This window comes from Spiroplasma endosymbiont of Phyllotreta cruciferae, from assembly GCF_918697755.1.
This window is the reverse complement of record NZ_OU953854.1, coordinates 242,840-265,896: the sequence shown is the minus strand read 5'-3', so window position 1 is coordinate 265,896 and position 23,057 is coordinate 242,840. Positions and strand designations below refer to the sequence as shown.

The following is a 23,057-nucleotide window of genomic DNA, read 5'->3' as shown; positions in this document are numbered from 1 at the left end:
TTGTTCCTTTTACTTTACGTGTTTTTTTTTCTTTAATGAAGCTTTATATTCTAAATAAGCTTTTTTGTTATCAACATCACGGTATTGTTCAATCCCTTTTTGAATAATTTGTTTTACATTATTCGCAATTAACTCTGTTGGCTTTGTCATAAAAGTATCTGGGTTTGATTGGCTTATGGAAAACAATATGAACATATTTTTTCCCCTTCTTTTTATATTCCTTGTTAAAAATTAAATGAGAATTAATTATTGAAACCGGAATAATTGGTGCATGTGCTTTCTGAGCAATCTTAAAACTACCCGCATGAAATTCTCCCATTTCTTGATTACGACTACGAGTTCCTTCTGGAAAAACAACCATTGTTCTTGGTACACGAATTAAATAATTAGCTTCTTTCATTAACTCTAAAGCTTGCCGTGGATTATCGCGGTCTAAAAATAAAACATCAATTAATGTTAAAAAGTTTTTAAATGTCTTATCATTTGCTAATTCTTTTTGGCAATAAAAGCACATGGTGCTGTTTTATTAAAATCATTTAAAACAAATAATAAGGCTGGGATCAACATTTGATTGATGATTAGCCACCATTAAACAACCTTTATCAATTCAATTGTCACGATCATGAACAATTATTTTAACATCGTATACTCATAACATATAACGTGCTCGTTTTTGCAACCAATGGTAACGATATTCTTCAGAAATAATATTTGGATCTCGTTTAATTTTTTTACTAATGCTTTTTGCTTTCGTAATTGTTCGTAAAAATCGTGGTCATGTAAGAATAATTTTTCAAATATTTAACATATTAATTTTGTTCCTTTCTCTTATAATATTTTATTACAAATTGCTCTAATTCAGTGGTTTTAATTAAGATAAATTGTGTTAAATCAAATGCCGGAAAATAAGTATCCCCCCATATTTTCCTTTGATATAACTAATAATTAATTCATCAGCATACGGTAATGTTGCTTCATAAATTTTTTTTTCCTCCACAAATATAAATATCATCTGTTTAATTCTGTTGATAAGTGTTAATAATATCATTCAAGTTTTTTACTACTTTAACATCAGGATTATTAATAATATAATCTTTTTTCGTTGTTAAAACTAATATTTTTCGATTTGGGAGTGGCCCACCAATTCCTTCGTAAGTTAAACGACCAAATAATATTGTTTGTCCAACTGTTGTTCTTTTAAAATGTTGTAACTCCTCTTTTAAATGTCACGGTAAATGATTATTTTTCCCAATTAAATTATTCTCATCCATTGATCATAATAACTTAATCATTAGACAGCAGCAACTTCTTTAATTAATGAGGCTTGGTCATAATTTTCAAGGGTAATATCCTCATAAACAAAATCAAATAAAGAATTAATTGTTGGATTTAATTTTAATGTTGGTAATTTGCGCGGTGTTCTTGTTAACTGTTCATTAACTTGTGTAAAATGGTTTTTATAAATATAGCAATCTCCTAATGTGTAAACAAAATCACCAACTTATAATCCTGAAACTTGCGCAATTAAATGAGTTAACAACGAATAACTTGCAATATTAAAAGGAACACCTAAAAAAACATCAGCACTACGTTGATACAATTGACAACTTAATTTATTATCTTTTGAAACATAAAATTGCATTAAAGTATGACATGGTGGCAACGCCATTTTTTTAATTTCAGCTGGATTCCAAGCACTAACAATATGGCGACGTGAATATGGATTAGTTTTTAAATTATCTAACAAAATCGCTAACTGATCAACACCATTAAAATTTTGTCATTGTTTCCCATATACAGGTCCTAAATTACCAAAAGCAGCGGCAAAAGTAGCATCAGTTTTAATTTTTTCCACAAATTCATTTAATGATTCATTTTGATATTGTGACGATGCTTTATATTTCTCGTACGGCCATTCATTTCAAATTCGAACATTATTATCCACTAAATATTTAATATTAGTATCACCTTTAATGAATCATAATAATTCATAAACAAATGATTTAAAATGAATCTTTTTCGTTGTTAATAACGGAAAACCTTCTTGTAAATTAAAACGCATTTGATAACCAAAATAAGAAATTGTACTAATATTTGTTCGATCATCTTTTTCTTGACCGTGTTCTAAAATAAAGCGCGACATCTTAAGATATTGTTCCATTAATTTTCACCATGTTTTCTATTTTTCAATACTTAAATCTTACCTTATTTCAAAATAAAATCATCGAAAAAAATAAAAAAAATATTAAAAATATTATTTTTTTGTGTTATCATATGAATAATCATTTAAGAAGTAAATAGCAATGAATAAATTTTTAAAACATATTATTAAAAAAATTAAGTTTTCATTAAGTTTATTTATTCCTGGAACCTTTAATCCTTTACGTAGTAAATATGAAAATGAGACAGAATTTGATTATGCCTATATTTTAACTAATTCAATTCACCAAGAAAATGTTATTAGTGAAACATAAGTTGCTTTAATCAACGAAGAAAATAATTGCCAATATAATAAACAAATTATTCGAAAAATTAATTGTTTTTCAAAACCAAATCAAAATGTTGTCTTAGTGTTATTAGGTTTTGTTGTTTGATTTTTTAAAGTTAAAAAGAATACTTGACCACCACAAGTATTATAAAATAATACAAGCAAAATAAATTAACGACCTAAAATATATAACAAAATAATTTTTTCAAATATAACCTTTCAAATTTAAATAATGCATAAAAAGTCTAGATTTAACACTTATCTAGACTTTTTTTATTAATATAAATAATATTGGTGCTTATCCATCACAGTACACCTACGAAATTTGAAACAGCAAATAAAATAAAAAGAGCATATGCTCTTTTTATTAATAAAATTCAACTTTCCCAATTTTTAGTTTTGTTCAGACATGACATATAGCCATTCAAGAATAAGTATATGAAATTATTGTTGCTTTTAAATATTCTCCCCCAAAGAATAAAACATGAATATATGGGTGTGCAGATTGTTCTACATAATTTATGAAAGGGATAGGAACATAATTAATAAAATCATGTTTTATAATAGATGTATAATTTTCCTTTTTATATATTTTCGTATCATCTATGGCTTTTGTATTAAAATTAATATTTATGTTTTCTTTGCTTATTGTTGTCCCCTGTCCACCTGCATATGCAAAGACATCATTAAATTTAATATGTTCATATTTTTCTTTAAATTCTTGCAAACTACTAGTATAGTATGATCATTTAATTAAATTTATTGTTTTTTCTCATACTTTTTTATCATCTGTTATTGGTCCAGTAATATTTCAATTTATCTTTAAATTATTATTATTTGATAATGTTGGTTTCCCAATTTGTTTTTCTTGGTTCTATGCTGTATTTCTATGAAGAAAACTTTTATTAGGTTCTAATTTAGATTTTAATGTTTGATAAACATGATTTAATGTAAAAAAAACTTCTATAATATCATTAAAGTTTTGATAATAAGTATGATCTTCTTCATTTTCAAAAGGTGGTCTTCACAAATCATCATTTGTTATTGTTGGAACATTAATCTGCTGAATATTACCATATATAATTGCACTATTATTTGTAATATTTTCAATTCTATTTATATCACCCCTTCGAAGGGTGGGATTTAATTCTAGCGGGTGTCTTAAAATGGTTTCTTCATCGTTATCAGATATTTCACCCAAGTCTGTTACTTCTACAATTGAATCTAAGATATGACTATTTGTTTGAAAAGAAACTAAAAAATCTATACTATTCCGATTTGTTGTTCTCAATAATGCAGAACTTTCAAAAATACATCAGTTACCTCTATTCACAAATTTTGATGAGCTATATTTGGATTAAGTCTTTGTAAATTTTGCAGAATAGTATATTCGTAATTATTATTAATTTCTCCCAAATTTCGATTTGGAACAACAGAAGAAAATGCAAATCTGTTTGAAGTAAAATAAATTACAAATTGATTTACATTGTTAATATTTTCATCTAATCTAATACTTGGATTTATATAAATTATTTCATGATCTCTAAAAATTCTTTCAAACACAATATTTTGAGTAAATTCTGGTCTTGAAAAAATTGAATGATTAATTGCAATTAATCCTTGAATAATATTTATTTCATTATTAAGTTCAATATTTCCAATAAAAATTTCTCGGGGAATTTTTTTATTATTTAATTCATTAGCATTTTTCCTAATCCTATTTAAATTTCCTGTATTCACATTTCTTTCATAATTGCTTGTGGCAATAACATTTGGCATTGCTGTTCCGCTGATGGTTAATACACTTAATAGATTTAATACTTTTCTCATTTCATTTATTTCCTTCTTACATTGTATTATTTTAAAATAATAACATAATCAAACTGAAAATTATTTTTTAAATCATAAATTGTAAATGCAAATACAATAAATTTTTCAATTAAATGGAATTATGTAAATGAAATGCAACAAATTTTAGTTAATAAAATAATACAATAAAAATCATAAAAAATCAATTATAAATTTTTAAAAATCAAAATATTTATAGTTTTTATTTTATTTTAAGGAAAATTAAGCACACTAAAAAATAATTTATTAAATTACTTCAAATAAACTTATCTAAAATTCTCTAAAAATACTTCTTTGGAAGTTCTTCAATTAAGAACAGGCCTTAATTTTTCATTTATAACATTAACTACTCAATCTATTTTTTGTTGACTAACATTATTAAAATCAGTTCCCTTAGGATATCATTCTCTAAGTTCATAATTCATATATTCAATTAATGGTTTTTGTTGTGGTTTACAAGGGTCGCAAAAATAAACTTGTGTTTCAGCAAATATTTCTAATTCTCTTCATTTACTAAATTCTTTTCCTCTATCAGTTATTATTCCTTTAATTTTCCCAAATAAATTATTATTTATAACAATATCTTTAAACTTTTCCACAACTTCATTAGCAGTATGATTTTTTAATTTCATAACAAAATAACTTTTACTATTTTGTTCAACTAAAACCAAATTACTAGATTGATGGTCTTTTCCAACTACGGTATCCATTTCAAATCAAACAACATCAGTCTCTTTATTCTCAATATCTCATATTGATTTAAAATTAATTAATTTACCACGATTATCGGGTTTTCCTTTAGTTTTATATTTTTTACCACGATGAGGTAAATTTTCTTTTTTTAATCCAAATTCACCTAAGCGAATTCATTTATACAATGTTTTAACACAAGCAGGAAATTTAACACCAAACTCCAAGAAATAACGATAAATCAATTGTTCGGGTGTATCGTGGTATTTATTAAATCTTATTTTAATAAAATTTAATTGTTCTTTTGTAAACTTATATCTTTTATTATTCTTTTTTCTTTTTTCATAATACATTTTATCTGACTTATAAGCACTCTTATAAGCACTATATTCATTAATAGTTTTAAAACGCTTAATTTCTCGCAAAATAGTACTACGATGTCTGTTTAAACATTTAGCAATCTGTGCAATATTTATTTCACCATTCTTTTTTAAGAATAATTTTGATAATATTAATTTTTCCAATTTAACCTTATCAATAAAACTTAAATGACTATACATAACATTTATATACCTTTCATTAATTTATAAATTTAATATTAAAATTATTTAATACATTATTGATATATGATAAAACCAATTATAGCATTCAAGTAATTTTAATAAAGGAGGAGTAAAATATGAAAAAAATACTTAGTATTTTAGGAGCAATCGGATTAACAGCAACAAGTACAACAAGTTTAATTGCTTGTGAAAAACCAAATAACAATGAAAACGGGGGGGTAATAAACCAGAACCAGAAAAACCAGAACAACAACCACCAGAAAATAGTAATTGAAAGTTAATTACTAATTATAGTTCGTTTGAACAAAATATTGATAGTCATTGATATTTTGTTATATGAAAAAATCAAAATAAAGAATGAAAAATTGTAAAGTTTAAACACAATATAAGCGGTGTAAGAGAAATTGGCGAAGTAATTTATATACATAGCATAAAATTTTATGCTGCTAACGGTGATTTAAATGGTCTTTATCGTTGAGATGGATTAAATGAACCTGAAATACCAGAAATTAATAATAATGATAAAGTTACAGATTAAAAAGAATAAAAGGACTAACTAGAGTGCACCCCAAAAAGTAAGTAAAGTAAAAAAAGACTTTGCTAAACTTTTAAAGGAGGTGCATTTTATATGGCAAGAAAAGGTCAAAAATATAACAAATATACATCAGAATTTAGAACAAAAATCATTGAGGAAATTAAACAAAAAAGTTGTTGAGTAGTAGCAAAACAATATAATCTAAATGCAAATACAGTAGAATCTTGATGAGCAAATCATAAAAAAGGAAAATTAAACAATCATAAAGGACCTAAAATCTCTTTTGGTAAAAGAGATTTAGAATATTATAAAACAAGGTATGAATTATTAAAAAAGCTCCATGACTTTTACAATTAAGCAAACTAAGAATCGTCTCTTTTATTAAACAAAATTGTCATGAATATTCAATAAAATTATTATTAGAAGTAACGGGGTTAAAACGTAGTTATTGAGATAAATATAAAAATTATGACAGTAGCAAAAAAGATAAAGAAGCAATAAATGATATTGTAAAAGTCTATGAAGAAAATTTAAAACAATTTGGATATCGAAGAATTACTAAATATTTAAAAGAAGATTATGATATAAAATATAATTCAAAAAAAGTTTTAAGGATTATGCGTTATAATCAAATACAACCTGAATATGTAAGAAAAATGAGAAGAAAAATGAAATATAAACAGAATAAAGAAAAAAGTTTATTGCAATATCCTGATTTAATTAATCGTAAATTCAATGATATAAAAACAAGGTTTTCAGTGCTATATACTGATGTAACATATTTAATTTGAAAAAGAGAAAAATATTATCAATCAACAATTATTGATGGATATACTAAAGAAATAGTTGATGTAAAGTGATCTAAATATAATGACAATAAATTAGTAATAGATAATTTAAATGATGCAATTAATAAAATAAAATTAATAAAAAAAGATCTGAATGGAATAATAATTCATTCAGACCACGGATATCAATACACATCCGCTATTTATCTCGATAAATGTGTATCTAACGGTATTATAATTTCAATGGGGAAAAATTACCACTGTGCAGATAATATTGTTATAGAAAGTTTTCATTCATTACTTAAGAAAGCTACAATCCATAATAAAATATATAATTCACATGAAGAATATATACAAGATGTTATAAAATGAAATACATGATATTCAAATCGTAAAGAAAAAGATATAATAAAAAAATAGTAAATACTTTTTATTAGTACTTACTAAAATGGGTGCAGTCTAAACAAGTCCTTTTTATATTAATCGCACAAATTTCATAAATATAATTAATAGGAATATATTTGTTATTGTGTTGTATAATGCTGGACTAAATTTTCATACCTCAAATGTTTGACTAAAAAAACTATATATTGTTTGAAATATTTTACCAACACCACTTGCTAATTCATTAACTTGTTTTACACCTGGAATATTATTTACAACTCAAATTGCAGCATTTTTTATATGACACGCTAAATTATATCAACTACAACTTTCATATTGGGCTTGTCATCATTGTCCATCAGGAAACAATCCACCATTGTTTATTTCTTGTCAGTTATAAATTCCAAAATTAAAATCATAATAACGATACATGTCATTTTCTTTTTGTGCTTGTAGTTCAAAAACATTATAACCGATTTTTTGTTCTTCAATTTTTTTATATTTTAAACCATATTTATCTTTTAAAGCATCTTCAAAAACACAACCCTCATTCTGATTAATATTATAATTATTTGCAACTGAAAAATCATAATTAAATACATTACCATAGTTAGTGTTATAAAACCGATTTTTAAATGCTGAATACAATTTAATATCTAATTGATTATATTTATCTGAAAAATAAAAATATCGTGGGTAAATTTTAAAACCATTATTTGCTAATAAACCATATTTTTTATTATATCCTTGCACATAAGTATTATTTTCTAAATCAAAAATGGTTCGTAAATAATCCTTATAAAAATTTTGTGAAACAGTAAACATACTATTTAATAATTTTTCAAATTGATTTTTATTAGTTTTATTTTCATCAATTAAAACATCTCTAAAATTAACTAACTTTAAACCAAAAAAGTTAATTAAAACAGTGTCATACTGTAAACTATCAATATATCCACTTTCAATAAAATTACTACGATTTTGAAATACAGGTACCAAAGCGTGTGCAAAAAATGCTTTTAAAAATTTATTAATCGCAATTTGAACTTTCATCTGTTCAAAAACTTCTTTACCAGTATTGGGAGAATTGCCCTGATAATAATTATAAGTTTCAGCACTAAAATAAAATGTGTTTTCTTTATCTTTCATAAAAGAAAATAAAAACCCTAAATAATCAGTATACCGATAACTATTATAATCATATCCATTTCAATATTGTTTAAGATGTGTTAACTCTAAACTACCTGCAACAATATTTTTATTCTCATCAATCGTTAAAATCATCCGATAAATTGATTTTTTAGTTAAAATCGTACCAGTATCAGACTTATCTAAATTATTAATAATTTCAAAATCAAAAATTATTCTTTGACTGCCTAAATTTAGATCATCATAGTTTGGATTACCACCTTGCTGAATTCTAATATTTTCTTGAATAATAATATCTAAATACTTATTTAAAAAATCTTTTACTTTATTTTGATTATTAATATTTCAATCCAATATTTTACCCGTATTATTATTAATTTCTGGTATTTCAGGTTCATTTAATCCATCTCAACGATAAATACCATTTAAATCACTGTTAGCAGCATAAAATTTTATGCTATGTATATAAATTACTTCGCCAATTTTTCTTACACCGCTTATATTGTGTTTAAACTTTACAATTTTTCATTCTTTATTTTGATTTTTTCATATAACAAAATATCAATGACTATCAATATTTTGTTCAAACGAACTATAATCAGTAATTAACTTTCAATTATCTTCAATTAAATTAACTGTTTGTAAATTATTTATATTTGCTTTTAATTTATTTAATATTGCTGCTAAATTGTATTTATTTGCAAAAGAATAAGAAAAATTTGTTAATTCTTTTAAAAATTGTTTTTTATCAACTTCATAGAACTTATCAATATTATATTGTTTAGCATAAGTATCTCAATTTTTATACAAATCCATAAACTCATAACTAGGCTTATCAAATGAAATTCCCGTTGAATAACTATCCTTTAAAAAATCTAAATATCATTTATCATTATAAGTTAATGATTGTGATGTTTTTAAAGTTGGATTAATAAAGTAATTTGTTTCAGACCAATTTTCAAAGAAACTACTGCGTAAAAACATTGTATTAATAAAATCCGTTTCATTTATTCCTGTTGCTTGCTGTTCAATGTTATAATTTTGTTGATTTAAAGGTTTAAAAGCGGTTAAAGTGATAAAAGGAATCACTAAACTTAAAATACCTAAAATAGATATGGCAAATAAAGATAATAACTTACGCATTATTCTTTACCACCTTATCTTTTTTATTTTCTTTTATTAATTTGATAATTTGATTAAATAAATAACCATAAAAATAATGAATTACTAAAATATATCATAATATATCAAATCATAAACCATAAATTATATAATCATTTATACCAGCATATTTTTCTTTTAATTCATCAATAGTTGAAACTGTATCCAATACACATATAAGGGTTAACGAAAAACTTATAACAAGATACAAAATTAAATCAACCCAAGAAATAAATAAACCATTTTCTTTTTGTTTCTTTTCATTTTTATTATCCATAAATTCAACTCCTAACTATACAATGTTTTTGAAACAATAAACCCAACAATATATAAACTTGATATTGTTAACATTAACAGATGACTAAACAAAATTGCCATTTTGCCAAATAAAGAAAGTAAAAAAGTGTCTGAATTATACAAATCCATAATAATATTTTTTGCTGATGTTAATTTATTAATAATTACAGTAATAAAACCAGTACCAAAAATAGCGATTGCTGCAACTAATAAAACTAATCTAATCATTATTTATGCACTCTCCTATATCCTTATTCTCTTGTTTTTGCTTGTTTTGCTAAACTTGATAATTGTTGTTTATTACGATTAATTTTAAATTGTTTACGCTCTTTAAAATGTTTTTGCATACCTTGTTTAGTATCAAAAACGCCACGGGCTGTTGTTGAATATAATTTTGATGTACTATTTTGAACAGTTGAACCTAATTCATTATATTGTGTTGATGTACCATGTATTGCATAAATAGATAACTTAATAACCATAAAAAAGATGATAAAATAAGCAATCTTTGTATTTGTCATTGGCAATTTAGTATTTCAAATCACATCAAAAATAAAACTAAAAATCTTGTCTCAATTACCATTATTTTCAGCTAATAAATTAATCATTCTTATCACTTCCTTTTTCTTTTTTAGGTTTTAAATTTTTCTTCAAAATATCAATATCTAATAAATCTAAACGTTCTTTTATTGTTAAATCTTTAAGTTGTGTTCAAAAATATTCTTTAGTAATAGGAACATCATCATTTTTTATATCACGAACAAATGATAATCATTTACTTTCATACTTTTGGGAAATTTATAATTGAATAATTATCTTAAAAAACCGAATTCCTAATCCAACATCAGTCCTATGTTTTGCACGTTTACCCTCAGCAGTTCTTTTAACAGACTCGGTTTTTCAAATTTCATAATCAGTAATATCTTGGAAAATGCCAATTATCATAATAAAGAAACGATTAAAAAAAATTAAATCCTTTTTTAGCAATAGGTTTTTTCAGTGAAATTGGAATAATAATACCACTTGCTAATTGTCGGATATTATTTCAAATCATACCCTCACGTTGAGCTGTAAATAAAGCACGATGTCCAAAATGTCTGGCCAAGACTATTCAAGTAATTTTTCCCCCATGAGTTATTTTTTCATCGTGAGGACTAGTTCCGTCAATATATAAAAAACTTTCATCAAACAAAATTAAACTGTCATCAGGGTGAACTGGTTTTGTTCAATCAGTAAAATCTAAATTTTTAAATGTTAAAACTTTAACTTTATCATCTTCTAATGGATAGTTACTATAAATCTTATCTGTTAATAACTTCATTGTTTCTGACAAATAAGTTAAAAGTAATGTTTTACCAGTTCCTAACTTACAAATAATAACTGATAAAGGATTATCTCAAACAAAATTTACTAACCGAAAAGCATTTAATTGATAAAAAATGTTTTTTCATAATCACCATGCGAAATAAACACATTGTAAAACAAATAATAATCAAAAAACTAAACCTGTATAATTTAAAGAAATAATTCAAAATAATAAATCAATTAAACTAAACAAAATCATTGAACCACTAATATAACAATAATTTTTTAAAAAAAATACAATTTTTTTCATTATTTAAAACAACTAACTATTTTAAAAACCATTCACAATAAAAACCATGTTAAAAATAAAATCACAATTCAAACACCAATCATAAGAGTTAAATATTCATTTTGAGTCAAATTCCAAGTTGTAATACTTTCAACGTTAGATTTGTCAATAAACAAAAATACATGAATAAAAAACTCTTTTAATTTTTCTCAATCTTTTGTCATAATTTAAAAGCTTCATATTTTTTGAATGATTTTAAAAAACATACCAAAAAATAAAACAATAAATAATACAAATGATATGACATATAAAAATTCAGGAACATTTGAACCAATAATATAACTAACAAATTGAACTCAATAGTCATATAAACTCATTTAATTTAAACTTTCTAAATCATTGATTAATTGTTGCACTTTTTCATCACTTCAATTTGTTAAATTATTATTGTTATTTGTTTTTACTTTTTGAGGTTCACCAGGAAATATTGCTTTTTTCATTTGTGTAAAATAATTTTGTTTATATTGATTATACAAATTAATTATTTCTGTTCCAGTTAAATACTTTCAAATATGTCATTTTAAATTTTCATCATATTTTACAATAAGATAAGAATTATCATAAATCAAACCAATAGCTACTTGTTCTGAGTGTTTTTCACTAGGATAAATAAATTTATTACTCAATCAAAAACCAATGTGACGATTATGATTAGGTAAATTTATAAAACTTGCTTTATCTGTTTCAAAAACCATCAACTCTTTACGAATAAAATAATTTTCTACATTCTGATTTTTCTTAACAAAATTACTCAATTTTATCAACTCCTCCTCTTAGAATTTTACCTTCTCCTAATTCTCCAATTATATTTTCTAACGGTAACAATTGTTTCTTTAACACCATAACTTTATATTCCTTAATTTATGATATATGCTCTTCAATTACAAAAAATAAAATAATAAATATAAAAATTAAAAATAAAGAAAGAATTAAAATACCAACCATTATTTCTCTATTTGAAAACAAAATAAAACCTACAATAATTGCAATAAGATTAATTAAAAATAAAAAATAACAAAAACCAAAATCAAAACCAAAATTTTTAATAATAAAATCTCTCTTTAATTTTTTATATTCCTTAGTTGTTTTAAATTTTATATCCATAATATAATCTCCTAACTAAATATCTGTTTAATAAACAATGTTATATTTAATGTTTATATATTGCTTATTTATTGATAAAAACACTGATTATTAACAATGGTATACATAATGATAATATATTGTTTATCTAATGTTTAATAAACAATGTTATTAACATTGTTAAATATAAAAATGATAAAAATTGGCACACTGAAAAATACTATTAAGTTTTAAAGTAATAGTTATATAAAATAATAAATTAATAAAATATAAATAAACTAGTGTGCCTTAACTAATACAAATAATTAGTTATAATAAATATTAAAATCCTTTAACCATAACACGGAAAAAGTTTAAAATCTTAATGATAACAAAAATACCAAATGGAATTAAAATAATTCACGCATCACCTAAAAAAGTCATTAATTGTGGTAATACAGCATAAATTGCTTCTTTAACTTTCATCATTGCTTGTCCCAATCCACTTCAAATAGAACCCATTCCATCTGAAATAGTAGGAGTATTACTATCTGCTAAAAAATTAATTGCTGTTGTTAAATACATCCCTAGCATTATTTTTTATCCTCCTTACTTTCAATTTCTTTTTTATCTTTTTTCTTTCCTCGAATTTGACGAATTTTTTGATAAATCAATAAACCAATTCAAGCAAAAATACCCAATATAATAACAACACTAAATATTGTCGTTAATCAACCCGGCATAACTTAATTCCTCCTAAAAATTTAATTTCGCGGCACGCTCAGCGTGTTCGCTACGCTCAAAATAAACAATATTGAATAAATTACCGCTAATAAATTACGCGGATAATTTATTCATCTTCTTTTACATTATTAATTACAATATTATTTACCATATTAATAACATTATTTTTTACATACTTAATTACTAAGGACAGTAAAATAAAATAATGCTTCTTTTCAATAAAAAATCAACCCCTTTCTGAGTTGATTTGTTGCACTTCACTTACACGATGCCAATTTATAAAAGGTTCTTTGCTTTTTTTAAATATGTTTTTAAAATTGGAATACAATTAAAGTCAATCATTAAATTATATGGTTTTAAATAGTCTTTACTATGTGTAATATGTTCCAATTTATTTGTCACATATTTATTTTCATCATTTTTACAATTTACATAATAAAAAACATAAAAACAAGGAATAATTCCTTGTTTTTATGTTTTTTTAAAATCAGGGGTCAAAAAGTACAACATAACAATCGCTACTACTGCAACAATTAAAATAGTCAAGATAACAATTAACACTATTGCTCATATTGGTAATCTTCGTTTTTGTGAATCTTCTTCATATCCCTCAAGATTTGAATTATTCATTGTTTGATTAAGATTATTACCTTGTGCAAACGGCATTTTAACTGGATCATTTTTCCCCAAGACCGCATTATTTGGATTAAATTCTGGGGTTGGATTAAAATCAGATGGCGAATTAAAACTAGGCGCAGCATTAAAGTCTGGCGTTGGTCCAAAACTTTGGCCTTGATCATTAAAATCATTTGTTGGCCCAAAATTTGGATTTAATTGTCCGAAATTATTTTCAGTATTAAAACCTGGAGCTGAACCAAAATTATTATTTTGATTAAAATCAGGATTTGTGAATGGCGCTGAACCAAAGTCATTATTGTTATTTTTTGAAAATGGTGCAATATCATCATCAAAATCGTCATTGAAACCACCAAAATCACCGCTGTTTTTATGATGTTGCTTCATTAAATCTGTATTCATAATTGCGAAATGAGAACCATCATCGTACCCTTGATTTCCTACTCCTGAATGATTAGCTTCCTGAGGCGTTTGTTGTGGCATTGGTGGATATTGCTGTGTTAAATCTGGTCCTGACAATGGCGGATATCCCATTATCATTCCTGGAAATTGCGGTACTTGTGGATATCACATCATCCCTGGAAATTGTAGTATTTGTGAATGCCCCATCACCCCCGGATATTGTGGCATCATTCCATACTGATTCATTCCCAAATTAGGATTATTATTCACAACTGGCATTACATATGGTTGATATATGATTGGTTGATAAATTGGTTTGTTATATTGTTCTTGCAATGTTGTTCCATTAATTCCTAATGATTGTGAAATATATGATGGATTAAAAGCTGGATTAGGCCCCGATTTAAAACCATCTTTGTCTAATGGAACCTTAATTGGCTTTGACAATGGTGTTAACGGAGGTATTTGATTAAATAAACTATCACTAGGTGTACTATTGTTAGGTCCAAAAGAAATCGAATGATTGTCTGTTCCTTCAGTAGTTTTTATTCCACTATTATTCATGTGATACCCCCCACTTTAATATACCCACTTTGTTTGATAAGTATATTATACTATAAATTTGCAAAAAAATAAATAAAATTATTGTCAAAAATAAAAGAAAAGTATATAATTATTATATTTTATTTTTATCTTGACGGGTTTTATTTCGTAAATATTCTTGATCCCTTTTATTTACTTCATTAAAAATACTATGACGGTTTTTATGCCAGAATACATATAAAATAATACCCACAATACACCCCGAAATTAAGTCATTAAAACCCAACATAAGGAAATAATAAATATTATTTTTTGTTGTTCCATCAGTTAAACCACGAACAATAAAGGCTCCCACTAACATAAAAATTGGCAATACAATAAGCGTTCGGAACGCAGAACATAATGCTGCCTTTCAGGCATTATTAATCCCCTGAAATAACGAAACACCCGTAAAAGAAATAGCAGCACACGGGTAACTCATTAGCATTAACACTGATGTTCACCGATATTGCTCAACTAGCGATGATGGAAAAGCAAAAGTCATTAATAATTGTGGTCCAATACCAATAAATAATAAAAGCACAAAAAACAATCAACTTCCAATGATAATTAATCCATATCAACAGGTTTGGTACATCCGCAAGTATTTCTTTGCCCCATAATTATATCCAATAATTGTTTTAATTCCTTGCGCAATCCCTAACGCAATTGCTGTAAAAAAAGCAACTCATGGCGTCATTGCACTATTAAATAACTGGAAGGCTGATAAACCACTTCTTTGTTTTTCATCAAATTGTCCCGGCAAATATGACATAATTGTTGATGATAAAATAGAAACCAAAACAATACCTAAATTATTAATAAATGATGAAAATCCTAATCGAAAAATTTCTTTTACAGTTGATTTTCGAAAATAAAACAAGTCTTTTCAATGAAATCGCAAATATGAATCGTTGTTTCAATAAATACAAATTAGTGAAACAACAATAATAAAAATTCATGAAATAATAGTACCAAAGACTGTTCCTTCTAACAACAAATTAGCATACTTAACTAATATGATTGAAGAACAAACATTAACTAAAATCGATCCAATCGTAATATAAACTGCAATCCGTCCATTCCCATCAGTACGTAATAAAGTTAATAGTAAATAACTAACAAACATTAAAGGGGTTACTAGTAACATTGGAAAGACATAACGTCAAGTCAAATCTTGTGTAATTCATGACCCTTTTTTACTTAATTGAATAAAAATCATAATATTATCTCATTTAGGAAAGACTAAACAGAAGACAAAAAATGCCGCAACAATTGAAAATAAAATTGTAATTGTTAAGGCATTTCCCGCTAAAGATTGCGTTTGTTGTTTATTATTTTGTCCATACTTAATTGCAAAAGTAATTGATGTTCCAATTGCAATTAAAACAGCAAAAGATATAAGGAGGTTATAAATTTGACCTGAAAAATGGGTTGCTAAATTAACAAAGATCTTTGCCCCTTCATAAGTTAAAACGCCATTATTGTTGTTAATATTTTCTTTATATCAATCTAAATATGGTTGATAATGAAAAACATTAGGAGTTACAAACGTTAAAGCAATTAGTTTATCTAAAATCGGATAGGAAGCTGAAATTGCCATCACAAAAACAGTTGGCAATGAAAAAACAAAAATTATTTTTCATAAATTATCATAACGCAACTTAATCTCATTTTTTGAAAAAACATTATTGTTCATTAACAGCTGTTCCCTTCTGTAAATTCCTTTACTATTAATTTTATCGTATTTTCAAAAACATTACTAGAAAAAATAAAGTGATATTAAATCATTTTTTATTTAATATCACTTTCTAACGAAATTTTATCAACAACATTATCTTGTAAATTATTACGATTTTGTTGTTCAAAATCATCAGGATGATCAATTAATTTTGTTTTATTTTTCCGTCAATTTGAGATTAACATTGGACCAATAATAAAAGCACAAATTAAATCGTTTAATCCAATTATGATAAAGTAATCAATATTGTTGCCAGTTAATAAACTAATCCCATAACCAATAAATGATAATGGAACCATAACAATTAATGAACGTAACATTGAACAAATTAGAGTTTGCGTTGATTTTCCAATCGCTGAATATGGGGCCATTGAAGTATAAGTTACTGATGCAAAAATATAAGTTGAAAATGCCAAAACAGTATATCAACGATAATGGCTAACGAGTTCTTGCGGAAAGTTATAAATTAACATCATTTTATCAGCAAATACTAAAATTAGTAGAAAAACAAAAGTAAACCATGCTAATTCCAGAATTGCAACTCTAAAAATAATTCGTTCAATTCGTTTATATTTTTTTGTCCCAAAAGCATAAGCACAAATAGCGGTTGCCCCTTGAGCCAAACCAACACCAGCTGAAGTGAAAATAACAATAAACAGCGAAACGGTTGAGTAGACTAACTGACAAATATAAATTCCAGCTGAAGTTGCCGATACTTTTTGATCATTAACAGTAATTAAAACATCATCTTGACCTGGCAAATGCACTACTAAAACCGTTGATATTAAAACTTGAATTGCCATAGCAAAATTAAGAAAGAAGGCACCAATTCCAATTGGAAATGACCGTTTAATAATTTCGCGAGATCATAACATTTCTTTTCAACTAAATTTACAATATGAATTCTTCGAAAAAATAATAACACAATCAGAAAATACAATATTAAAAATCCACGCCATCATACTTCCCATCATTACCCCCGACATTTGCAAATGTGCTAATTTTGCAAAAATAAACGAAAATAAAACATTAATCGGAATTGAAATAATTTGCATTATTAAAACAATAAATACTTTCTCCTCTGTTCGAAGAAAAATTGGTAAAGCAAATGATAAAAACAACAGTGGCGCACATAAAATGAACACTCGTGAATATTCTCACGATAAAGTAATATAGCGACTTTGCGCTAATCCTGACATTCCCCCATTCATTTGAGCTTTTACTAATAATGCTCCAAAATGTTCATTCATCAAAAAGAATAATACTAAGGCAACAAGAATTGATAAAACAATTTGTAAACCAACCATGTTCCCAACAATTCGTCGCATTTGAGCAATATTACGTCGCCCATATTCCATTGAAAAGACAATTGATGCTCCAACACCACCAAATAATGCTGCAAAAGCAAATAAAGTATAAAATGCAGTCATTGTATAACCAGTTGTAATATTTACTAAATTATTTGCTGTATGCTCATCAATATTAAAACGCTTCATAATATCTGAGCTTGTAAAATTTTGGGCCATATTTTTATCAATAATATTATATAACCCTTGAATAACCTAACCATAATTAAAACCATTGGACCACAAAAATACCAAATTGCAGATCATGGTTTAGCATAACGTAACTTATGTTCATTTTTTGTCATTATTAATTTTTCTTCCATTATGTTTCCTCATTGTTCTTTCTATTTTTATAAGTAAAATATAATTTAGCTATTAATAATAAATTAAATTCTTACAATTGGGCTAATCATCTGTTGTTGAGATTGTTAGTTAATATATATCCTAAATATAAATACCTAGTTGATTACAATACGCTTGATAAAACGGTTTTAATGTGTTCAACTGGCGCTACTTTTCGTAATTCTTCAATAATTACAAAATCATTGTTTAACAAGAAAGTACTACGTTCAATCCCCATATAAACATTATTAAACATTTTCTTTTGTTTTAAGACATTAAACATTTTACATAGTTTCTCATCAACATCACAAATCATTGGAAATTCAACAGCATGATCTTGTTGGAATTTGGTTTGTTTTTTTAAATTATCCCGGCTAATACCAATAACATTATAACCTGCCGTTAAGAATTTTTGATAATAACGATTATAAGCAACCGTTTCTAACGTACAACCCGTTGTTGTTGCTTTTGAAAAAAAATAAAAGATATAACCCTTTTCTTTTTGAAAATCAGAAATTAGATGTTCCTTTCCATCAGTAAATAAAAATTTTTCTTGATTTAAATTCATTTAAGATATCCTCCCCACACATTACTAAAGACAATAATAATTGATTTACTGTCTTTTAAAAAGTTCTATTAAATATTTTGTTACTTCTAATTTATTTTTTTAAAATATTAAATGATAGTTTTAAATCTAAAAATATCAAATATAACCAAATTTCAGTGATATCAAACTTTATTCTAATTCACAAATCTCTTTTTCAATATTTTTTATTTGGTCGGTAATATTTTCATAATCATCAACAACGGCACTATTATTTAAACTCGCTCACTCTTGTAATTCACTAAGATCTAAATTGACATCTTGAACTGTTAACATTAGTTCATTTAGTGATTGCTCAATTTTTTCTTCGCGTAAGGACATTTGTTCCTCTTTTTTTCAATATTATTCTCCCCCTACTTTACAAGTATAATATATCATAAAAAAAGAATAAAATAGAGTGCACCCCAAAAAGTAAGTAAAGTAAAAAAAGACTTTGCTAAACTTTTAAAGGAGGTGCATTTTATATGGCAAGAAAAGGTCAAAAATATAACAAATATACATCAGAATTTAGAACAAAAATCATTGAGGAAATTAAACAAAAAAGTTGTTGAGTAGTAGCAAAACAATATAATCTAAATGCAAATACAGTAGAATCTTGATGAGCAAATCATAAAAAAGGAAAATTAAACAATCATAAAGGACCTAAAATCTCTTTTGGTAAAAGAGATTTAGAATATTATAAAACAAGGTATGAATTATTAAAAAAGCTCCATGACTTTTACAATTAAGCAAACTAAGAATCGTCTCTTTTATTAAACAAAATTGTCATGAATATTCAATAAAATTATTATTAGAAGTAACGGGGTTAAAACGTAGTTATTGAGATAAATATAAAAATTATGACAGTAGCAAAAAAGATAAAGAAGCAATAAATGATATTGTAAAAGTCTATGAAGAAAATTTAAAACAATTTGGATATCGAAGAATTACTAAATATTTAAAAGAAGATTATGATATAAAATATAATTCAAAAAAAGTTTTAAGGATTATGCGTTATAATCAAATACAACCTGAATATGTAAGAAAAATGAGAAGAAAAATGAAATATAAACAGAATAAAGAAAAAAGTTTATTGCAATATCCTGATTTAATTAATCGTAAATTCAATGATATAAAAACAAGGTTTTCAGTGCTATATACTGATGTAACATATTTAATTTGAAAAAGAGAAAAATATTATCAATCAACAATTATTGATGGATATACTAAAGAAATAGTTGATGTAAAGTGATCTAAATATAATGACAATAAATTAGTAATAGATAATTTAAATGATGCAATTAATAAAATAAAATTAATAAAAAAAGATCTGAATGGAATAATAATTCATTCAGACCACGGATATCAATACACATCCGCTATTTATCTCGATAAATGTGTATCTAACGGTATTATAATTTCAATGGGGAAAAATTACCACTGTGCAGATAATATTGTTATAGAAAGTTTTCATTCATTACTTAAGAAAGCTACAATCCATAATAAAATATATAATTCACATGAAGAATATATACAAGATGTTATAAAATGAAATACATGATATTCAAATCGTAAAGAAAAAGATATAATAAAAAAATAGTAAATACTTTTTATTAGTACTTACTAAAATGGGTGCAGTCTAAAATGAAAAAATGTTCTTTAAAATTACTTTAGTAATTAATTACTAACCCTTTAAAACGAGTAACAGAATTAATAGTTTCACGAATGCCCTGCACTCCTTGTCCTGAATCATGAATCCCTAAAAATGGGAATGAATCAGGGCCACGTTGTGTTCGACCATTAATATTAACAGTTCCTGTTTCTAATTCACCAGCAATTTTAAAAGCAGTATTAATATCATTAGTAAAAATACATGCTTGTAATTTAAAGTTTGATTTATTTGCTAGCATAATCATTTCTTCAACATTTTTTACAACGAATAATTGGTAAAACAGGTCCGAATGGTTCTTCTCAAGCTAATCGCATATCTGCTGTAACATGGTCAATTAAAGTTGCACTAAGTAAATTATCTTTTCGATGATTTCCAACAACTAAAGATGCTTTTTTGGCCAAAGCATCATCAATTAATCCTTGAACAAATTCAGCAGCCTTAATATCAATTACTGGAATAATTGCCTTGTTTTCTAATGGTGAACCCATCTCTAACTTACTGACTTCTGTTTTCAATAAGGCAACTAATTCATCAGCAATTGCTTCATCAACTAAAACACGCTTAATTGCTGTACAACGCTGCCCCGAATAAGAATAAGCCCCTCCAATAATTTCTTTCACTGTTTTAGTTAAATCAGCATCTTTTAATACTAAGGCCGGGTCTTTTCCACCTAATTCTAAAAATAAATCTTTCCCACGTCCTAATTTACGAATGTGATTCCCAACAGCAACTGAGCCAGTAAAAGAAATTACATCAATTTCTGGATTTAAAACTAATAAGTCCCCAATATCACGGCCACGGCCCGTTACAACATTAATAACTCCTTTCGGAAAACCAACTTCATGTGCTAACTTTGCCATATATAATCCAGTTAAACTGCCATTTGTTGCTGGTTTAAAGACCACGCTATTTCCAACAATTAAACTTGGAGCAATTTTAGCAATACTTAAGTTAACAGGATAATTAAATGGTGAAAATTGCTAAGACTACACCCTTAGGAACACGTGAAAAAATTCCAAGTTTATTTTTGACATTTCAACCATCTCCAGTTAAAGTTTCTGGAAAAACTCGTTTTGCTTCTTCAATTGTATAATCAATATATTCAATACTTCGTTCAACTTCAACTTGACCATCTTTCAAACTTTTTCCAACTTCATGAGCCATAATTTTTGCCAACTCTGTTTTATGAGTTAACAATAATTCTGCTCATTTTCGTAAGTAACTATTCGTTCAAACAAAGTTAATTTTTGCTCATTTTTTTTGTGCTTGTCGTGATGTCTGAAAAGCCTTATTAATTTCTTTTTCTTTTAAAGCTGGAACACAACCATAAGGTTTATTATCAATTGGTGAAATTATTTCTAACCAATCACCATTATTCATTAATTCGCCATCAATTAATGCATTTAATTCTAAGTTCATTTTTCACTGCCTCTTTTCTTTTCATATCATTCTACTTCTATTTATGCTTTTTTAAAATTATTAAAAGTTAATTTCATCATTTAACCGATTGTTTTTAATAAAATTGGCTAATTCTGTTAAAGCCCGATCACTATATGCTAAGTATTTATCGGCCTTTTCTTTAAAATGCTGTTCAAGACTAGGCACGATCCCAAAGTTAGCTTTCATTGGTTGAAAATTAGTTGGTGAAGCATTAATAATATACTTAACTAATGCACCCATCATTGTTTTGGGAGGAAAAGTTAACATTGCTTTGTTGTTTAAAAAATTTGCAATATTAAGAGCACTAATAATCCCGGTTGCCGCTGATTCAACGTAACCTTAAACCCCCGTAATCTGACCAGCAAAAAAAATATTTTGCTGTGATTTTAATTGTAAAAATTGATTCAATAACACTGGTAAATTAATAAAATTATTTTTATGAATAACACCATAGCAAACAATATTAGCATTTTCTAATCCCGGAACCATTGCAAGAAGACGTTTTTGTTCTGGAAATTTTAAATTAGTTTGAAATCCTACGACATTATATAAAGTATCAACTGCATCATCTTGGCGTAATTGGATTACAGCATATGGTCGTTCGCCATTTGGTTTTTCTAAACCAACTGGTTTTAATGGTCTAAACAATATGATTTAACCCCCCGCTTTGCCATCACTTCGATTGGCATACATCCTTCAAAATAAATTTCTTTTTCAAATTCACGCAAAGCAACTGTTTCAGCCGTAATTAATTCTTGCACTCACATTTCAAATTCTGTTTTTGTCAGGGGGCAATTAATATAATCTTTACTTTCACCTTTATCATAGCGCGACTTATAATAAACCTTCTGAAAATCAATACTTTCTTTTGTAATAACTGGTGCTGCTGCATCATAAAAATAAAAGTATTCTCTTCATAATAACTGTTGAATCTCATTTTGTAAACTTGT

32 protein-coding genes and 5 pseudogenes are annotated in these 23,057 nt (G+C 25.9%); 8 read left to right on the top strand and 29 right to left on the bottom strand.

Annotated features, from left to right (window positions below):
• Positions 1 to 9: 9 nt before the first annotated feature.
• From NL276_RS01690 to thyA, 5 genes and pseudogenes are all read right to left on the bottom strand, one after another.
• Positions 10 to 150, bottom strand: coding sequence for a hypothetical protein (locus NL276_RS01690; RefSeq protein WP_253301724.1), 141 nt, complete (start codon positions 148 to 150; stop codon positions 10 to 12).
• Complete coding sequence (locus NL276_RS01685; protein WP_253301723.1) at positions 119 to 514, bottom strand: lysophospholipid acyltransferase family protein; 396 nt, start codon at positions 512 to 514, stop codon at positions 119 to 121. Before NL276_RS01685 ends, NL276_RS01690 begins: the two co-directional genes overlap by 32 nt.
• A 12-nt stretch (positions 515 to 526) precedes the next feature.
• Complete coding sequence (locus NL276_RS01680) at positions 527 to 808, bottom strand: lysophospholipid acyltransferase family protein (RefSeq protein ID WP_253301722.1); 282 nt, start codon at positions 806 to 808, stop codon at positions 527 to 529.
• A gap of 208 nt (positions 809 to 1,016) precedes the next feature.
• Positions 1,017 to 1,292, bottom strand: a complete 276-nt coding sequence (locus tag NL276_RS01675) for a dihydrofolate reductase (RefSeq protein WP_253301721.1) — start codon at positions 1,290 to 1,292, stop codon at positions 1,017 to 1,019.
• Positions 1,292 to 2,161: pseudogene (thyA, locus tag NL276_RS01670) on the bottom strand (thymidylate synthase). The gene NL276_RS01675 and the pseudogene thyA overlap by 1 nt, the downstream one beginning before the upstream one ends.
• A gap of 142 nt (positions 2,162 to 2,303) precedes the next feature.
• Between thyA and NL276_RS01665 the strand changes: the two are divergent.
• Positions 2,304 to 2,474, top strand: coding sequence for a hypothetical protein (locus tag NL276_RS01665; protein ID WP_253301720.1), 171 nt, complete (start codon positions 2,304 to 2,306; stop codon positions 2,472 to 2,474).
• A 381-nt stretch (positions 2,475 to 2,855) separates the two neighbouring features.
• Here NL276_RS01665 and NL276_RS01660 read toward each other — a convergent pair whose 3' ends face one another.
• The 4 genes from NL276_RS01660 to NL276_RS01645 all read right to left on the bottom strand — a co-directional run bounded on the left by NL276_RS01660 (position 2,856) and on the right by NL276_RS01645 (position 5,586).
• Complete coding sequence (locus NL276_RS01660) at positions 2,856 to 3,215, bottom strand: hypothetical protein (protein ID WP_253301719.1); 360 nt, start codon at positions 3,213 to 3,215, stop codon at positions 2,856 to 2,858.
• 147 nt (positions 3,216 to 3,362) lie between these two features.
• The gene (locus NL276_RS01655; protein ID WP_253301718.1) at positions 3,363 to 3,779 is read right to left on the bottom strand and encodes a hypothetical protein; all 417 of its coding nucleotides are present in this window, start codon (positions 3,777 to 3,779) and stop codon (positions 3,363 to 3,365) included.
• Positions 3,752 to 4,318, bottom strand: a complete 567-nt coding sequence (locus tag NL276_RS01650; RefSeq protein WP_253301717.1) for a hypothetical protein — start codon at positions 4,316 to 4,318, stop codon at positions 3,752 to 3,754. The genes NL276_RS01655 and NL276_RS01650 overlap by 28 nt, the downstream gene beginning before the upstream one ends.
• A 284-nt stretch (positions 4,319 to 4,602) precedes the next feature.
• Positions 4,603 to 5,586 carry an IS30 family transposase gene (locus NL276_RS01645; protein ID WP_253301716.1) on the bottom strand — a complete coding sequence of 328 codons (984 nt, stop codon included), beginning with the start codon at positions 5,584 to 5,586 and terminating at the stop codon, positions 4,603 to 4,605.
• Between the two features lie 119 nt (positions 5,587 to 5,705).
• Between NL276_RS01645 and NL276_RS01640 the strand changes: the two genes are divergently transcribed.
• From NL276_RS01640 to NL276_RS01630, 4 genes and pseudogenes are all read left to right on the top strand, one after another.
• Positions 5,706 to 5,870, top strand: coding sequence for a lipoprotein (locus NL276_RS01640; RefSeq protein WP_253301715.1), 165 nt, complete (start codon positions 5,706 to 5,708; stop codon positions 5,868 to 5,870).
• Between the two features lie 347 nt (positions 5,871 to 6,217).
• Positions 6,218 to 6,481: a transposase family protein gene (locus NL276_RS01635; protein ID WP_253301010.1), complete on the top strand. Its 264-nt coding sequence runs from the start codon at positions 6,218 to 6,220 to the stop codon at positions 6,479 to 6,481.
• Positions 6,448 to 6,768, top strand: a pseudogene (locus tag NL276_RS05105) (IS3 family transposase); the annotation flags it as partial. The gene NL276_RS01635 and the pseudogene NL276_RS05105, both read left to right, overlap by 34 nt.
• Before the next feature lie 12 nt (positions 6,769 to 6,780).
• Positions 6,781 to 7,332: a DDE-type integrase/transposase/recombinase gene (locus NL276_RS01630; protein ID WP_253301039.1), complete on the top strand. Its 552-nt coding sequence runs from the start codon at positions 6,781 to 6,783 to the stop codon at positions 7,330 to 7,332.
• 54 nt (positions 7,333 to 7,386) lie between these two features.
• On the opposite strand, the gene NL276_RS01625 is transcribed toward NL276_RS01630, so the two are convergent.
• The 16 genes and pseudogenes from NL276_RS01625 to NL276_RS01550 form a co-directional block, all read right to left on the bottom strand.
• On the bottom strand, positions 7,387 to 9,588 hold the full coding sequence (locus NL276_RS01625) for a spiroplasma phage ORF1-like family protein (protein ID WP_253301714.1): 2,202 nt from the start codon (positions 9,586 to 9,588) through the stop codon (positions 7,387 to 7,389).
• Complete coding sequence (locus tag NL276_RS01620; protein ID WP_253301713.1) at positions 9,581 to 9,883, bottom strand: hypothetical protein; 303 nt, start codon at positions 9,881 to 9,883, stop codon at positions 9,581 to 9,583. Before NL276_RS01620 ends, NL276_RS01625 begins: the two co-directional genes overlap by 8 nt.
• A gap of 11 nt (positions 9,884 to 9,894) precedes the next feature.
• The gene (locus tag NL276_RS01615; RefSeq protein WP_253301712.1) at positions 9,895 to 10,131 is read right to left on the bottom strand and encodes a hypothetical protein; all 237 of its coding nucleotides are present in this window, start codon (positions 10,129 to 10,131) and stop codon (positions 9,895 to 9,897) included.
• Positions 10,132 to 10,154: 23 nt separating this feature from the next.
• Positions 10,155 to 10,511, bottom strand: coding sequence for a hypothetical protein (locus tag NL276_RS01610; RefSeq protein ID WP_253301711.1), 357 nt, complete (start codon positions 10,509 to 10,511; stop codon positions 10,155 to 10,157).
• Positions 10,504 to 11,518 (bottom strand): annotated as a pseudogene (locus NL276_RS05100) (hypothetical protein). The gene NL276_RS01610 and the pseudogene NL276_RS05100 overlap by 8 nt, the downstream one beginning before the upstream one ends.
• Positions 11,518 to 11,721, bottom strand: coding sequence for a DUF2649 family protein (locus tag NL276_RS01595; RefSeq protein WP_253301708.1), 204 nt, complete (start codon positions 11,719 to 11,721; stop codon positions 11,518 to 11,520). Before NL276_RS01595 ends, NL276_RS05100 begins: the two are co-directional and overlap by 1 nt.
• A 153-nt stretch (positions 11,722 to 11,874) precedes the next feature.
• Entirely contained in the window at positions 11,875 to 12,312 is a 438-nt protein-coding gene (locus tag NL276_RS01590) for a DUF3627 domain-containing protein (RefSeq protein ID WP_253301707.1), read from the bottom strand.
• Between the two features lie 649 nt (positions 12,313 to 12,961).
• The gene (locus tag NL276_RS01585) at positions 12,962 to 13,213 is read right to left on the bottom strand and encodes a hypothetical protein (RefSeq protein ID WP_253301706.1); all 252 of its coding nucleotides are present in this window, start codon (positions 13,211 to 13,213) and stop codon (positions 12,962 to 12,964) included.
• Entirely contained in the window at positions 13,213 to 13,362 is a 150-nt protein-coding gene (locus NL276_RS01580) for a hypothetical protein (RefSeq protein ID WP_253301631.1), read from the bottom strand. Before NL276_RS01580 ends, NL276_RS01585 begins: the two co-directional genes overlap by 1 nt.
• A gap of 107 nt (positions 13,363 to 13,469) precedes the next feature.
• On the bottom strand, positions 13,470 to 13,619 hold the full coding sequence (locus tag NL276_RS01575; RefSeq protein ID WP_253301705.1) for a hypothetical protein: 150 nt from the start codon (positions 13,617 to 13,619) through the stop codon (positions 13,470 to 13,472).
• Positions 13,620 to 13,639: 20 nt separating this feature from the next.
• The gene (locus tag NL276_RS04965; protein WP_256468776.1) at positions 13,640 to 13,765 is read right to left on the bottom strand and encodes a hypothetical protein; all 126 of its coding nucleotides are present in this window, start codon (positions 13,763 to 13,765) and stop codon (positions 13,640 to 13,642) included.
• A gap of 69 nt (positions 13,766 to 13,834) precedes the next feature.
• On the bottom strand, positions 13,835 to 14,965 hold the full coding sequence (locus NL276_RS01570; RefSeq protein ID WP_253301704.1) for a hypothetical protein: 1,131 nt from the start codon (positions 14,963 to 14,965) through the stop codon (positions 13,835 to 13,837).
• Between the two features lie 112 nt (positions 14,966 to 15,077).
• Positions 15,078 to 16,682, bottom strand: a complete 1,605-nt coding sequence (locus tag NL276_RS01565; RefSeq protein WP_253301703.1) for an MATE family efflux transporter — start codon at positions 16,680 to 16,682, stop codon at positions 15,078 to 15,080.
• A 95-nt stretch (positions 16,683 to 16,777) separates the two neighbouring features.
• On the bottom strand, positions 16,778 to 18,220 hold the full coding sequence (locus NL276_RS01560) for an MATE family efflux transporter (RefSeq protein WP_253301702.1): 1,443 nt from the start codon (positions 18,218 to 18,220) through the stop codon (positions 16,778 to 16,780).
• A 316-nt stretch (positions 18,221 to 18,536) separates the two neighbouring features.
• Entirely contained in the window at positions 18,537 to 18,980 is a 444-nt protein-coding gene (locus tag NL276_RS01555; RefSeq protein WP_253301701.1) for a peroxiredoxin, read from the bottom strand.
• 168 nt (positions 18,981 to 19,148) lie between these two features.
• On the bottom strand, positions 19,149 to 19,337 hold the full coding sequence (locus NL276_RS01550) for a hypothetical protein (protein ID WP_253301700.1): 189 nt from the start codon (positions 19,335 to 19,337) through the stop codon (positions 19,149 to 19,151).
• Between the two features lie 143 nt (positions 19,338 to 19,480).
• Here NL276_RS01550 and NL276_RS01545 point away from each other — a divergent pair, with 143 nt between their 5' ends.
• From NL276_RS01545 to NL276_RS01540, 3 genes and pseudogenes are all read left to right on the top strand, one after another.
• Positions 19,481 to 19,744: a transposase family protein gene (locus NL276_RS01545; RefSeq protein ID WP_253301010.1), complete on the top strand. Its 264-nt coding sequence runs from the start codon at positions 19,481 to 19,483 to the stop codon at positions 19,742 to 19,744.
• Positions 19,711 to 20,031, top strand: a pseudogene (locus NL276_RS05095) (IS3 family transposase); the annotation flags it as partial. The gene NL276_RS01545 and the pseudogene NL276_RS05095, both read left to right, overlap by 34 nt.
• 12 nt (positions 20,032 to 20,043) lie before the next feature.
• Entirely contained in the window at positions 20,044 to 20,595 is a 552-nt protein-coding gene (locus NL276_RS01540) for a DDE-type integrase/transposase/recombinase (protein WP_253301039.1), read from the top strand.
• Between the two features lie 70 nt (positions 20,596 to 20,665).
• Here the strand turns inward: NL276_RS01540 and NL276_RS05090 are convergent.
• From NL276_RS05090 to NL276_RS01510, 4 genes and pseudogenes are all read right to left on the bottom strand, one after another.
• Positions 20,666 to 22,086: pseudogene (locus NL276_RS05090) on the bottom strand (NADP-dependent glyceraldehyde-3-phosphate dehydrogenase).
• 60 nt (positions 22,087 to 22,146) lie between these two features.
• Entirely contained in the window at positions 22,147 to 22,350 is a 204-nt protein-coding gene (locus tag NL276_RS01520) for a hypothetical protein (protein ID WP_253301697.1), read from the bottom strand.
• Between the two features lie 96 nt (positions 22,351 to 22,446).
• Complete coding sequence (locus NL276_RS01515; protein ID WP_253301696.1) at positions 22,447 to 22,755, bottom strand: FAD-dependent oxidoreductase; 309 nt, start codon at positions 22,753 to 22,755, stop codon at positions 22,447 to 22,449.
• The coding region (locus tag NL276_RS01510) for an FAD-dependent oxidoreductase (protein ID WP_253301695.1) at positions 22,740 to 23,057 on the bottom strand (318 nt) is incomplete at its 5' end. The genes NL276_RS01510 and NL276_RS01515, both read right to left, overlap by 16 nt.